Consider the following 13,042-nt stretch of genomic DNA (forward strand, 5'->3'; position numbering starts at 1 on the left):
TCGGTCGAGTTCACCGGGCCGGAGTTCACTGATCCAGGTACGCGAACGGGGTCTCGCCGCCGACCGCACGCTGCCCGACCGAGACGCGGGGTCGGGTACCGGCCGGGAAGTAGACGTCGACACGCGACCCGAATCGGATCAGCCCATAGGTGTCGCCGATCGCCAGCGAGTCCCCGACCTTCGGTTCACACACGATGCGCCGGGCGATGAGACCGGCGATCTGCACGACCGCCAGCTCGGGGCCGGGAGCGCCGCCTGCGGCCGTGGTGCGGATGGTCATCGTGGTGCGCTCGTTGTCGCGGCTGGCTTCGGGCAGGTCGGCGGAGACGAACGCGCCCGGCGTGTGCGTCACGGTCGTCACCGTGCCCGCGATCGGCACGCGCTGCACGTGGACGTCGAAGATCGAGAGGAAGGTCGAGACCCGCGGCAGCGGCTGCGTGCCCAGGCCGGATTCGGCGGGCGGAACGGCTTCGTCGACGAGGGCGATGGTCCCGTCTGCGGGAGCGACCACCACGCCGGGCTCGGTGGGCGGGACACGCTTGGGATGCCGGAAGAAGGCCGCGCACGCCCCGGCGGTCAGCGCGGCGGGCCGCGCGATCCAGCGGTGCCGACGCCCCAGGAGGGCCACGGCGGCCGGCGCGGCGACGAACGGCGCGCCCGCCGGGTGGATCGGGGGGATGGTCTCTCGGGCCAGATCGAGAAAATGGGCGACACGGCCGGTGTCACCGGAGCCGTCCGGACGCGGACGTCGGGCCACGATCAACCTCCTCTGGCCTGTGTCCAGGCCGGGTACATGTGCGCACCGCATCGCCGGGTGCATCGGCGTCCACTCTAGAGCGCCGCCCCCGCGGACCTCGTCGTCAGCGCAGGACCAGCACGTCCACGAGCGATCCGGCCTCGACTGCCTCGACGTCGGCAGGGACGTCGATCAGCGCGTCGGCCTCGGCGAGGTAGCGCAGGTGATGGGATGCGGGCGGACCGATCGGGGCGACTCCGACAGTCCCGTCGACGTTCGCCGCGGCGAGCACGCCGCGCAGGAACTGTCGTTTGCCGCGGGGTGAGCGGATGTCGGCGGAGAGACGTGCCCTGATCCGATCTCGGTCGGCAGGCAGTCCCATCGCGGCGCGCAACGCCGGCCGGATGAAGACCTCGAAGGACACGAGCGCACTGACGGGGTTGCCCGGAAGGGTGATGATCGGTACCCGGCCCCCGCGGGACGAGGGGAAGTGGCCGCACCCCTGGGGCATACCCGGCTGCATCGCCACCTTCACGAACTCGACGGTCCCCGTCGCCGACAGTGCGTCCTTCACCACCTCGAAGGCGCCCGCGCTGACGCCCCCCGAGGTGATGATCAGATCGGCGTCGTCGGCGACCCCGTCGAGCCGCGCGGCGAAGTCCGCGGTGTTGTCGGGCACGAAGTGCAGATGACGACCGACCGCGCCGGCCTCGATGACCGCCGCGGTGAGCATGGCGCCGTTGGACTCATAGATCTGCCCGTGCCGCAACGGCTTTCCGGGCTCGACGAGTTCGGAACCGGTGGACAGCACGACCACGCGCAATCGGCGGGCGACGGCGACCTCGGCGATGCCCAATGCGGCCAGCAAGCCGATCTGCGGCGCGCCGATCACCGTGCCGGCCGGCAGCGCCCGGGTGCCGAACTCGATGTCGGAGCCCCCGCGCCGGATGTGCCTGCCGCGCTCGGGCGCCGCGGTGAAGGTGACGGTCGCCGCCGCGGCCACCGGGCCCACCACGGCGTCGGTCAGTTCGACGGGGACCACCGCGTCGGCGCCCCCGGGCATCGGGGCGCCGGTCATGATCCGGTGCGCGGTCCCCGGTTCGAGCGTGAGGTCGTCGGTGCGGCCGGCGGGGATGTCCGCGGCGACCGGCAGCGTGACCGGGTTGTCGGGGCTCGCATCCGCGAGATCGGCGGCGCGCACGGCGAATCCGTCCATCGCGGAGTTGTCGAAGCCGGGCAGCGAGAGCGGGGCGTCGACGTCGGTGAACGTGGCCAGGCCCAGGGATTCGGGCACTGCGGCCTTCGATTGTTCGGGCGCGCCGAACAACGCCGCGACGACGCGCTGATGCTCTACGACGGTACGCATGGGCTCAGCATGCCAGGTGCCGGCGCGGGCGCCACCGCGTCCCGGCAGGTGGCCGGGCCAGTCCTGCGACCCAGCTGCCCGAGGACTACATTCGTGCGCATGGCGCTGGGTCTGCTGCTCGACATCGACGGGGTGATGGTCACCTCGTGGAAGGCGCTGCCGGGTGCGGTCGAGGCGATCGCCGACCTCGCCGATCAGGGCGTTCCACGGATGTTCTTGACCAACACGACGTCCCGTTCGCGCGGCGAGATCGCCGAGGCGCTGAACTCGTCCGGTTTCGAGGTGAGGGCCGACGAGATCCTCTCGGCGGCCAAACTGACCGCCGAACACGTCGCCGCCACCTATCCGGGCAAGCGCGTGTGGGTGCTCAACGAGGGGCCGATCGCCGAGGACATGACCGGCGTGGAGCTGACCGACGACCCCTCGTCGGCCGAGGTGGTGGTGCTCGGCGGCGCCGGTTCGGTGTTCACGCACGCGACGCTGTCGAAGGTCCTGGAGATGCTCCTGGACGGCGTCCCGGTGATCGCGATGCACCGCTCGATGACCTGGTCGACGGCGAGCGGTCTGAGCATCGACACCGGGGTGTACCTGGAGGGGCTCGAAAAGGCTTCGGGCGCAAAGATCAAGGCGATCGGCAAGCCCTCGCCGGTCGGTTTCCGGGCGGCCACCGAGATCCTGGGCCTCGAGCCGACCCAGGTGGTGATGGTCGGCGACGACATGCACAACGACGTCCTCGGCGCCCAGGCCGCGGCCCTGATCGGGGTGCTGGTGCGCACCGGCAAGTTCCGCGAGGAGGCGCTGCATGCGCTGCAGCGTGACGAGTTCGGGCCCTACCCCGACCACATCATCGACTCGGTGGCCGACCTCCCCGAGCTCATCGGCAAGCTCAGCGGGACCTGACCGATGATCGCGTGAGGAGCGAGCTTGCGAGACCCTTCGAGGCTCGTCGCTTGCGCTCCTCGCACCTCAGGGAGCGGAGGGGTCAGTTGGTCTCGGCGGCGCGTTTGATCTTGCCCAGGGTCTCGGCCATCCCGAGCTTGAGTTCCTCTTCGAACGACTCGGCCCCACCGAAGAGCTTGTCCACGAGCACCGAAGACACCTTGGTGGTCGATCCGTTGACCTCGCGGCGCTCGGTGACCGTGACGCCGGCGTCCTTCGGGGTGATGGTGTAGCTCCAGATGGTGTGGTTCTCCGCGACCCGGAAGCCGAGTTCCTGGTTGGGGGTGAAGCGGACGACCTTGGCGGTCGTCGGCCACACCAGCGGCCCCCGGCGGTTGATGTTGATGGTCTTGGTCCCCAACCCGACGGTGCCGCCGCGGACGATCATCTTCTTGCACTGTGGGCTCCACTCGCCCATGCGCTTCAGATCGGAGATCACCGACCACACCTGTTCGGGCGTGGCGGCGATGTCGATGGACTCCTCGATGAGTGCTGCGGTCATGGTCGCTCACCCTATGGGCTTGTTGGCCGAGGGTCAATAAGCATGTTCCGGTGCTCGAGTCAACCCGGAAAATGCGCGGACCAGCGACGTCGCGTCGACTCAGACCAGCAGGGTCGTGCCGATGACTGCACCCACTGCCACGAACACGGCAGCGGTGATCCAGCCCGCGGGGTGCTCGTCGGCGGCCCGTCGGCCGGCGTCCGGAGCGGCGTCGTCACGCGCCGACCCGTCGAACAGCAGCGTGCCCAGCTTCCCGGGAGTGAGCCAGTCGATCAGTACGAACGACCACATCATCACCGCGATGGTGAGCACCGAGTAGGCCGCGGTGTAGAGCAGCGCGCGCCACAACTCCAGCAGTTCAGTGTCGATGACCGACGAGACCAGCACGATCGCGAGACCGATGACCATCGACGTGGTCAGCAGCACCGCGTTGCGGTTGTGCTCGATCCACACCAACTGCCGCAGCCGGCCCGGCGTCACCAGGTCGAGTGCGGCGAATCCGAGGACCAGCAAGGCGATTGCGACCAGGCTGAACGACGCGCCCGCGGCCAGGTTGTCCCGCAGCAGTTCCATCCGGTTCCTCTCGCCTCACGACGACTACCGACAACGACTTCAGCGAAAGCCTCGTACGCCACAAGCGCAGAAGGACCTTCGCTGAAGGACAGTAGCCGGGGCGCAGCCCGGCAGCACCCCTTCCGGCGCGTGTCCGGAAGGTGCGGTGTCAGCCGACGCTGAGCATGTCGTAGTTGTCGACGTTCTCCGCGAGACGGGTCACGTGGTCCGACGCGTCGCCGAGAGTGTGGCTGATCGCCGTCAGTCGGCTCACGTAGTGGGCGATCGGGTACTCGGCGGTCATGCCGATACCGCCGTGCATCTGGATCGCTTCCTGACCGATCAGGCGCGCGGACCGGCAGATCTGCAGCTTCGCCCGCGACGCGATGATGGGATCGGCGATGCCGTCGGCCAGCGCCGACGTCGCGTACAGGCTCAGGCTGCGCGCCAGTTCGAGCTGGACGTACATGTCGGCGGCGCGGTGGGTGAGGGCCTGGAAGGCCGACAGCGTGACGCCGAACTGCTTGCGCGACTTCAGGTATTCGACGGTCAGATCCAGGCTGCGCTCCATCGCGCCGACGGCCTCGGCGCACAGCGCGGTCTGGACACCCACCTCGGCGTCGGCGATGGTCTGCGACGCGTCGCCGGTGCCCAACCGCGTGGCCTTGACGTCGTTGAACTCGAACTGCGCGCCGCGTCGGCGATCGTGCGTCCGGTACGGCGTGCGGGTGACGCCCTCGGCGTCGGCGTCGACGAGGTAGAGGCCGACACCGTTGTCGTCGCGGGCCGACACGATCAGCTTGGCCGCGCAATCACCATGTCCGACAAGGCTCTTGGTGCCGTTCAGGACACCGTCGGCAGATGCGGTCGTCTCGACCCGCGCCTCCGGCCAGCGGTCACCGGGCTCGGTGTGGGCGAAGGCCATCAGGAGTTCGCCGGAGGCCAGTGCGGTGCGCAGCTCGGTGCGAGTCGCGTCGTCGGCGAGCCCGAGGAGCGAGCCGGGGACGAGGACCGAGTCGAGGTAGGGCTCGGGCGCCAGTGCGCGTCCGAGTTCGGTCATGACACTGGTGAATTCGACGGGGCCGGCATCCATGCCGCCCTCGTTCTCCGGGAAGGTCAGGCCGAGGATGCCGATCTCGGCCAGCGACTTCCACACCTTCTCGCTCCAGCCGAGATCGGTGTCGGTGACCTTGCGCAGTGTCTCGACGTCGTAGGTCTTGGTGAGGACTTCGCGAACGGTGTCGCGCAGCATCCCCTGCTCTTCGGAAAGCTCGAAATCCATGGTGTTCCTTTGGTGAAGGTCTGAAGAGAGTCGTGGCCGGGGCTCAGAGGCCCAGGACGGCCTTGTCGATGATCTGGCGCTGGACTTCCGACGAGCCGCCGTAGATCGTGACCTTGCGGTAGTTGAGGTAGGTCGGGGCCGCAAGCTGGGCCCACTCGGGGGCGCTCACCTCGGCGCTGCCGTTCGGTGCCGACGCGTCGAGCTGTGCCACCGGAAGCGAGTCGGGGCCGGCGATGTCGGCGATCAGCTCCATCGCGGCCTGCTGCAGCTGGCTACCGGTCAGCTTGAGCAGCGACGACGCGGGGTTCGGCTTGCCGTCTGCCGACGACGCGGCGACACGCAGCTGGGTGAGCTCGAGCGCGAGCAGTTCGTTCTCCACCTCGGCCAGACGTGCCGCGAACAGCGGATCGTCGAGCAGGGTGCCCTTGGCGGTACGCGTCTGCTTGGCCAGTTCCTTGGCGCGGGCGAGCTTGGCCTTGGTGTAACCGACCCGGGCGATGCCGTTGCGCTCGTTGCCGAGCAGGAACTTGGCCTGCGTCCAGCCGCTGTTCTCCTCGCCGACCATGTTCTCCGCGGGGACGCGGACGTCGTTGAAGAAGACCTCGTTGACCTCGTAGCTGCCGTCGATGAGCTGGATCGGGCGGATCTCGACGCCCGGGGTGTCCATCGGGAACAGGAACATGCTGATGCCGGCCTGCTTCTTCACGTCCGGGTTGGTGCGCGCGAGGCAGAAGATCCAGTCCGCGAACTGGCCGAGTGTGGTCCAGGTCTTCTGACCGTTGATCACGTAGTGGTCGCCGTCGCGGACCGCGCGGGTCTTGAGCGACGCCAGATCGGATCCGGCCTCGGGCTCGGAGAAGCCCTGGCACCACCAGATGTCGAGGTTGGCGGTCTTGGCGAGGAAGCGTTCCTTCAGCTCGTCGGACCCGAACTGCGCGATGACCGGGCCGATCATGCCGACGTTGAAGGGGAGCATGTCGGGGACGAACGCGAGGCTCATCTCCTCGCGGTAGATGTGGTGCTGGATCGGGGTCCAGTCCTTGCCGCCGTGCTCGACGGGCCAGCTCGGGGTGGCGACGCCGTGCTCGTTGAGGATGCGGGTGGTGGTGACGAGATCCTCGGGGTAGTTGAGCTTGCCCTCTTCGCACCGCTTGCGGACGTCTTCGGGGACCTTGGCGAAGATGCTGCGCAACTCCTCGCGGAAGGCCTCTTCTTCAGGACTGAATGTCAGCTGCATGGGTTCTTCTCTACTCCTGTCGAAGGTGTCCGTACTCGGGCGACGGCGTCCGGGCGATGGCGTTCGAACGAGGGCCTCCGTCGTGCGCGGTCCTGCTGGACGAGCCAGCCGAACCACTGGTGACTAAGCGCTTGCTCAGTGATAGGTTGCACTATGCCGCGCGGGCCGGATGCTGTCAATCACGGCCGTCGCGCAGGCGCCTGGAGACCGTTCCGAAGGGATGAATGTGGGCCCGTCCGCCGACCCGGTGCAGCAGGCGCGGCCGATGGCCGCGCGGGCCCGGCTCCTGCGTGCAGCCGTCGAGGCGTTCGCCGCGAAGGGTTTCAACGGCACCACCACGCGGGACATCGCCAACGGCGCGCAGATGAGTTCGGCGGCGGTCTATGTGCACTTCCGCTCCAAAGAGGAGCTGCTGTTCGAGATCTCCGATGCCGGTCACCGCGCCATCCTCGCGGCGATCGACGAGGCCGACGATCCTTCGGCGTCCCCCGGCGACCGGTTGCGGGCGATCGTCCACGCGTTCACCGAGCACCACGCGCGCGAACATGTGGGCGGGCGGGTGGTGAATTACGAGCTGAACTCACTCGCACCCGACCACCTGGACACCGTGATGGCCATGCGCCGCGAGATCACCCGGCGAGTGCGGGCAGTCGTCGACGCCGGAATCGACGACGGCGACTTCGCTGTCGCCGATTCACTCGCCACCACCAACGCGATGTTGTCGATGGGAATCGATGTCGCGCGTTGGTATCGCGAGGGGGGTTCACTGTCGCCCGAGGAGATGGGTGCCTTCTACGCGGAGCTGGCCGCGCGGATGGTCGGATGGCGCCCGCCGGGCCCGGGGTGACTCAGCCCTTGTGTGCCGGTTCCGGTTTCGACGGAGAGTCTTTGACGGCATCACCGGCTGCTGAGGTCGCCCGGCGGCGCACCGTCACCGCGAATGCCGCCGCGACCATCACCATCGCGAGGACGTAGCCGACGTAGCCGATGATGGTGTCGCGCAACCCGATGTGCGAGACGAGGATTCCGGCGATCACGGCCGGGACGCTGAATGCGAGGTAGCTCGCCACGAACACCGACGAGAAGACCTGACCGCGCTGGGCCGGCGGGGTCGCGGCGGTGATGTTGTCCATCGCGGAGAGGAAGGTGGCGGCCCAGCCCGAGCCTGCCACGATCGAACCGACGATGTAGAGGGGCAGGGATTCGATGAGGACCCCGGCCAGTGAGATCACCACGCCGGCGGCGAGTGCGGGAAATCCGTACGCCGCCTTGACCGTCGACGAGCGATCGGTGACGAACAGGGACGTGACGGCCGCGCAGGCGAAGAAGACGAACAGGATGGCGCCCGCCGCGCCGTGGTTGTCCACGCCGAACACGCGGGAGACCACCGACGAGCCGAGGGAGAGATACAGGCCGCCGAGGGACCAGGTGGCGACGAGCGCGGGGACCGAGGCCAGGAACACCGTGCGGACCTCGCGGGGCACGCGCACCTGCGGTGCGAGCGTGCCCGCCAGGTGGCGTCGGGAATCGAAGCCGACCCGCTCGCGGGTCTCCGGGACGACGAGCAGGGCTATCAGCAGTGCGGCGAACAGGCCGAGAATGATCTCGTAGATCAGGACGCGGGGCGCGGGTGCGTACTCGACGAGCACACCGGCCACGGCGACGCCGCTCGCCAGGCCGATCGCCGGGGCTGCGCCGACGATCGTCGATCCGGTACGGGCCGAGGGCTGCAGATCGACCGTGGTCGCGGTCAAGGTGCCCATCGCCGCCCCGGTGGCGAGGCCTTGTAGGGCACGTGCGGCCAGCAGGGTGCCGACGTCCTGGGCGACGACGAACAGCACCATGCTCGCAATGAGCAGGACGAGCGCGACGGCGAGGACTGGCCGACGGCCGACATGATCGGAAAGAGACCCGACCGTGAGGAGGCTCAGCAGCATGGTCACCACATACACCGCGAACACAAGCGTCAGCGTGAGCGCGGAGAACCCCCAGAGTTCCTGGTAGACGGGGTACAACGGCGAAGGTGCCGCAGACGCGAACAGGACCATCATGTAGGTCGCCGCGATCAGCCAGAACGCGCGATGGGGATGAAGTGGCGTCACGAGGTCTCCTTAAAGCAAACAGAGTTGCATTCAAAAAGTAGCCCGGACCTGGTTCCAAAAGCAACCAACTTTGCAATAATGGCTTCCATGACGACGGCCCGCACCCACGACAAGCCGACTCCCGGCGCCTCTGCCTCGCCGACCCGACGCCCCGGTGGCCGCAGCGCGCGCGTGCAATCGGCGGTCTACACAGCGGTCGGGCAGCTCGTCGGTGCCGGACGCCGCGAGACGATGACGATCCCTGAGGTCGCCGAACTCGCCGGGGTCAATCCGACGAGCATCTATCGACGGTGGGGAACGATCGACGCGCTGCTCGGGGAGGTTGCCGTTGCGGCCCTGACGCAGGGCGAACCGCTACCCGACACCGGCACCCTCGTCGACGATCTGTCCGAGTGGGCGCAGATCATCGCCGCCGACATCGCGCGCCCCAAGCGCCGGGCGTATCTGCGCGCCATGGTCGCGGCCCGCGAGGACATCGTCGAGGTCTGTCCGTGCTGGGAGATCCGGCGGGAGCACGCCGAACAGATGATCGCGCGGGCGCAGGAGCGCGGCGAACCCACCCCGTCGGTGCGTCAGGTGCTCGACCACGTGATCGCCCCCCTGTACCACCACGCGGTGTTCGGGCTCGAACTCGACGCCGATCACGCCCGCCGACTGGTCGGTGACGTCTTGTCGATGATCGGGGCCGCGCCGAGGCGGTAGGGTCCGGGCATGAAACACGTCCACGCGTTCACCGACGACGCACTCGGCGAGCACGACGCGGTCGGCATCGCCGACGCGATCTCCTCCGGTCAGATCTCCGCCGCGGAAGCGGTCGAGGCCGCGATCGCCCGGGTCGACGCCGTCAACCCGCACCTCAACGCGATCGCCTTCGACGACCGCGAGCGCGCCCGGAAACGCGCTGTCGACAACGACTTCCCGCTGGGATCGTTCATCGGGGTGCCGTCGATCATCAAGAACAACACCGACTTCGCGGGACTGCCGACCTGCCATGGGTCGGCTGCGGTGCCACCGCGGCCGGCCGCGGCCAACGAGGCCTTCACCAACCAGTTCCTGGCCAGCGGGGTCAACGTCGTCGGAGCGTCGACGATGCCCGCCTTCGGGCTGACCTCGACGACGGAGTTCGTCGACCGTGAGCCGACGCGCAACCCGTGGGACACCGACTACTCCTCGGGTGGTTCGTCCGGCGGTTCGGCGGCGCTGGTCGCTTCCGGTGCATTGCCGATCGCACACGCCAACGACGGTGGTGGGTCGATCCGGATTCCGGCCGCGATCTGTGGTCTGGTGGGGCTCAAGCCGAGCCGCGGGCGGGTCGAGTCGTCGAAAGAGACGCGCGACGCGCCGATCGACCTGGTGTCCAACGGGATCGTCAGCCGTTCGGTGCGCGACACCGCGCGGTTCCTGGCCGACACGCAGGGTTTCCGGCCCGCGCCCGGGATGCCGCCCGTCGGGGTCGTCGAAGGTCCGGGCACCAAGCGACTGAAGATCGCGCTGATCACCGAACCGCTGACCGGCTCCCTGCTCGACCGGGACACCCAGCGATGTGTCGCCGAGGCGGCCGAGCTCGTCGAGTCTCTCGGGCACCGCACCGAGATGGTGCCGTTGCCGGTCGACCGTGACTACGTCCGGGACTTCATCGACTACTGGTCGTTGTTGGCCCTGGCGCTGGATCGGTTCGGAAAGCGGGTGGTCGACAAGGGATTCGATCGGTCGCAGGTGGACTCGTTCACCCGCGGTCTGTCGCGCAACGCTCTGCGTCATTTCTACCGGCTACCCGGTGCGGTCCGGGGGCTGAAGAAGTCCACCGCCACGATCCGGGGTCTGCACGACACCTTCGACGTGATCCTCACCCCGACCGTCGTCCACGCGACCCCCGAGATCGGATATCTCGATCCGGCAATCGAATTCGACGAGGCCATGGACCGGCTGACCGGATTCATCGCGTTCACCCCGGCCAACAACACCGCCGGCACCCCGGCGATCAGTCTGCCTCTCGGACAGACGGAGTCGGGCATGCCCGTGGGCATCCATTTCGCCGCCGACCTCGGCCAGGAGCGCACACTCCTCGAGTTGGCCTTCGAGCTCGAGGCTGCCGCGCCGTTCGCACGGATCCAGGACGCCTGACTCGCGTAATCCGTTCCCGCGGTGACGTTTCCGTCGCGCTGATTGGATTCGATAAGCGGGACGGAAACGGCGACGCGGGAGTGCGATCGTCGGCGATCGCCACCAACAGACGCACCACCGGAAGCCGGTGGTGCGTCTGTTGGTCGGTGGATCTGGCGGGCGCGAGTTGCCTAGTGCTGCACGGCCTTCTCCGCGCCGATGCCGGTGAGGGAGCGGACCTCCATCTCGGCGTTGCGCTCCGGGGTGCCGTTGTCCGACGGGGTCGTCAGCGTGCCGACGATACCGAGGACGAAGGCCAGCGGGATCGAGATGATGCCCGGGTTGGCCAGGGGGAACCAGGCGAAGTCGGCGCCGGAGATCATGGCGGTCGACGACCCGGAGACGGCGGGGGAGAAGATGATCAGCACGATCGTGGAGATCAGGCCGCCGTACATGCTCCACAGGGCGCCGCGGGTGTTGAAGCGCTTCCAGTAGAGCGAGTAGACGATCGTCGGCAGGTTCGCGGCCGCGGCGATCGCGAAGGCCAGCGCCACCAGGAAGGCGATGTTCTGGCCGTTGGCGAGGATGCCGAGGATGATGCTCACGATGCCGAGGACGACGACGGTGTACCGCGAGACGCGGACCTGGTCGGCCTCACTTGCCTTGTTGCGCTTGATCACCGACGCGTAGATGTCGTGGGCGAACGACGCCGACGCGGTGATGGCGAGGCCGGCGACCACGGCGAGGATGGTGGCGAAGGCGACCGCCGAGATGATGCCCAGGAGGACGACGCCGCCGAGCTCGAACGCCAGCAGTGGTGCCGCGGAGTTCTGTCCGCCGGCGGCGTCGAGGATCTTGTCCGGTCCGACCAGGGCGGCCGCACCGTAGCCGAGCACCAGCGTGAACAGGTAGAAGGCACCGATCAGGGCGATGGCCCAGACCACCGACTTGCGGGCCTCCTTGGCGGTCGGCACGGTGTAGAAGCGCATCAGCACGTGCGGCAGTCCCGCGGTGCCGAGGACGAGTGCGATGGCGAGCGAGATGAAGTTGATCTGACTCGTGAGCGAACCGCCGTACTGGGCGCCGGGAGCGAGAACGTCACGCGAGGCGACCTTTTCGCTGGTCGAGTCGGTGACGGCGTCCTGTGCCGCCCCGAGGATCGACGACAGGTTCATGCCGAACTTGGCCAGGACGATGACGGTCATGATGCCGGCACCCGCGATGAGCAGGACGGCCTTGATGATCTGCACCCAGGTGGTGCCCTTCATGCCGCCGATGAGCACGTAGACGATCATCAGCGCACCGACGACGGCGATGACGATGGACTGACCGACGCGTCCCTCGATGTCGAGGAGCAGCGCGACAAGGCCGCCGGCACCGGCCATCTGGGCGAGCAGGTAGAACAGAGACACGGCGAGGGTGGAGATCGCCGCGGCCAGGCGGACGGGCCGTTGCTTGAGCCGGAAGCTGAGGACGTCGGCCATCGTGAACTTGCCGGTGTTGCGCAGCAATTCGGCCACGAGCAGCAGGGCGACGAGCCACGCGACGAGGAATCCGATGGAGTAGAGGAAGCCGTCGTAGCCGTAGACCGCGATGGCGCCCGCGATGCCGAGGAAGCTGGCCGCCGACAGGTAGTCGCCGGCGATGGCGATCCCGTTCTGTGGTCCGGAGAATCCGCGGCCGCCGGTGAAGAAGTCGGCGGCGGTGGTGTTGTTCTTGCTGGCCCTGATGACCACGAACATCGTGACCGCGACGAAGGCGGCGAAGATGGCGATGTTGGCGACAGGGCTGCCGACGGTCGCCGCGAGGACGGTCACATCGGTGGTGTGGACATTCGCGTTCACAGCGAGGGACCGCCTTCCATCTCGTTGCGGATCGCCTCGGCCTTCGGGTCGAGGTGGCGATTGGCGAAGCGTACGTACATGCCGGTGATGACGAACGTGCTGACGAACTGCAGCAGACCGAGGATGAGACCGAGGTTGATGTTGCCCCAGACCCGGGTCGCCATGAAGTCATGCGCGAACGCGCCGAGTAGCACGTAGAGGGCGTACCAGATCAGGAAGAACGCGGTGAGCGGGAAGACGAACTTCCGCAGGGTCCGCCGCAGTTCCTGGAACTCCGGACTGGCCTGCATCTCGATGAATTCTTCGCCGGTCGGCGCGTGTGGCGCCGGTGGTGGTTGGTCGACGGTCGACACGTTTCCTCCCAGGGTGACGTGGCCAC

13 protein-coding genes are annotated in these 13,042 nt (G+C 68.1%); 4 read left to right on the forward strand and 9 right to left on the reverse strand.

Features of this window, described 5'->3' with window-relative positions; translation table 11 throughout:
- Window positions 1–25: 25 nt before the first annotated feature.
- Both AC3B5T_RS10190 and moeA read right to left on the reverse strand, forming a co-directional pair.
- Window positions 26–757, reverse strand: coding sequence for a phosphatidylserine decarboxylase (locus AC3B5T_RS10190; protein ID WP_055475704.1), 732 nt, complete (start codon window positions 755–757; stop codon window positions 26–28).
- Window positions 758–860: 103 nt separating this feature from the next.
- Complete coding sequence (moeA, locus tag AC3B5T_RS10195; protein ID WP_488358582.1) at window positions 861–2,102, reverse strand: molybdopterin molybdotransferase MoeA; 1,242 nt, start codon at window positions 2,100–2,102, stop codon at window positions 861–863.
- A gap of 99 nt (window positions 2,103–2,201) precedes the next feature.
- On the opposite strand from moeA, the gene AC3B5T_RS10200 reads away from it, so the two are divergent.
- Window positions 2,202–3,002 carry an HAD-IIA family hydrolase gene (locus AC3B5T_RS10200; protein ID WP_010842871.1) on the forward strand — a complete coding sequence of 267 codons (801 nt, stop codon included), beginning with the start codon at window positions 2,202–2,204 and terminating at the stop codon, window positions 3,000–3,002.
- A gap of 82 nt (window positions 3,003–3,084) precedes the next feature.
- On the opposite strand, the gene AC3B5T_RS10205 is transcribed toward AC3B5T_RS10200, so the two are convergent.
- From AC3B5T_RS10205 to AC3B5T_RS10220, 4 genes are all read right to left on the reverse strand, one after another.
- Window positions 3,085–3,543 carry an SRPBCC family protein gene (locus AC3B5T_RS10205; RefSeq protein ID WP_010842870.1) on the reverse strand — a complete coding sequence of 153 codons (459 nt, stop codon included), beginning with the start codon at window positions 3,541–3,543 and terminating at the stop codon, window positions 3,085–3,087.
- Between the two features lie 99 nt (window positions 3,544–3,642).
- Window positions 3,643–4,116 (reverse strand): DUF350 domain-containing protein, encoded by a 474-nt coding sequence (locus tag AC3B5T_RS10210; RefSeq protein ID WP_488358583.1) that lies wholly within the window; start codon window positions 4,114–4,116, stop codon window positions 3,643–3,645.
- A 148-nt stretch (window positions 4,117–4,264) separates the two neighbouring features.
- Window positions 4,265–5,377 carry an acyl-CoA dehydrogenase family protein gene (locus AC3B5T_RS10215; protein ID WP_014925279.1) on the reverse strand — a complete coding sequence of 371 codons (1,113 nt, stop codon included), beginning with the start codon at window positions 5,375–5,377 and terminating at the stop codon, window positions 4,265–4,267.
- 43 nt (window positions 5,378–5,420) lie between these two features.
- Window positions 5,421–6,614 carry an acyl-CoA dehydrogenase family protein gene (locus AC3B5T_RS10220; protein ID WP_010842867.1) on the reverse strand — a complete coding sequence of 398 codons (1,194 nt, stop codon included), beginning with the start codon at window positions 6,612–6,614 and terminating at the stop codon, window positions 5,421–5,423.
- Between the two features lie 220 nt (window positions 6,615–6,834).
- On the opposite strand from AC3B5T_RS10220, the gene AC3B5T_RS10225 reads away from it, so the two are divergent.
- Window positions 6,835–7,461 (forward strand): TetR/AcrR family transcriptional regulator, encoded by a 627-nt coding sequence (locus tag AC3B5T_RS10225; RefSeq protein WP_055475709.1) that lies wholly within the window; start codon window positions 6,835–6,837, stop codon window positions 7,459–7,461.
- A gap of 1 nt (window position 7,462) precedes the next feature.
- Here the strand turns inward: AC3B5T_RS10225 and AC3B5T_RS10230 are convergent, their stop codons facing one another.
- Complete coding sequence (locus tag AC3B5T_RS10230) at window positions 7,463–8,716, reverse strand: MFS transporter (RefSeq protein WP_055475710.1); 1,254 nt, start codon at window positions 8,714–8,716, stop codon at window positions 7,463–7,465.
- A gap of 87 nt (window positions 8,717–8,803) precedes the next feature.
- Between AC3B5T_RS10230 and AC3B5T_RS10235 the strand changes: the two genes are divergently transcribed.
- Both AC3B5T_RS10235 and AC3B5T_RS10240 read left to right on the forward strand, forming a co-directional pair.
- Window positions 8,804–9,418, forward strand: coding sequence for a TetR/AcrR family transcriptional regulator (locus tag AC3B5T_RS10235; RefSeq protein ID WP_055475711.1), 615 nt, complete (start codon window positions 8,804–8,806; stop codon window positions 9,416–9,418).
- Window positions 9,419–9,427: 9 nt separating this feature from the next.
- Window positions 9,428–10,840: an amidase gene (locus AC3B5T_RS10240; RefSeq protein WP_010842863.1), complete on the forward strand. Its 1,413-nt coding sequence runs from the start codon at window positions 9,428–9,430 to the stop codon at window positions 10,838–10,840.
- Window positions 10,841–11,010: 170 nt separating this feature from the next.
- On the opposite strand, the gene AC3B5T_RS10245 is transcribed toward AC3B5T_RS10240, so the two are convergent.
- The gene (locus tag AC3B5T_RS10245; protein WP_488358584.1) at window positions 11,011–12,663 is read right to left on the reverse strand and encodes a solute symporter family protein; all 1,653 of its coding nucleotides are present in this window, start codon (window positions 12,661–12,663) and stop codon (window positions 11,011–11,013) included.
- On the reverse strand, window positions 12,660–13,016 hold the full coding sequence (locus tag AC3B5T_RS10250) for a DUF485 domain-containing protein (RefSeq protein ID WP_014925286.1): 357 nt from the start codon (window positions 13,014–13,016) through the stop codon (window positions 12,660–12,662). The genes AC3B5T_RS10245 and AC3B5T_RS10250 overlap by 4 nt, the downstream gene beginning before the upstream one ends.
- Between the last annotated feature and the right edge of the window lie 26 nt (window positions 13,017–13,042).

Source organism: Gordonia sp. G4 (genome assembly GCF_057770005.1).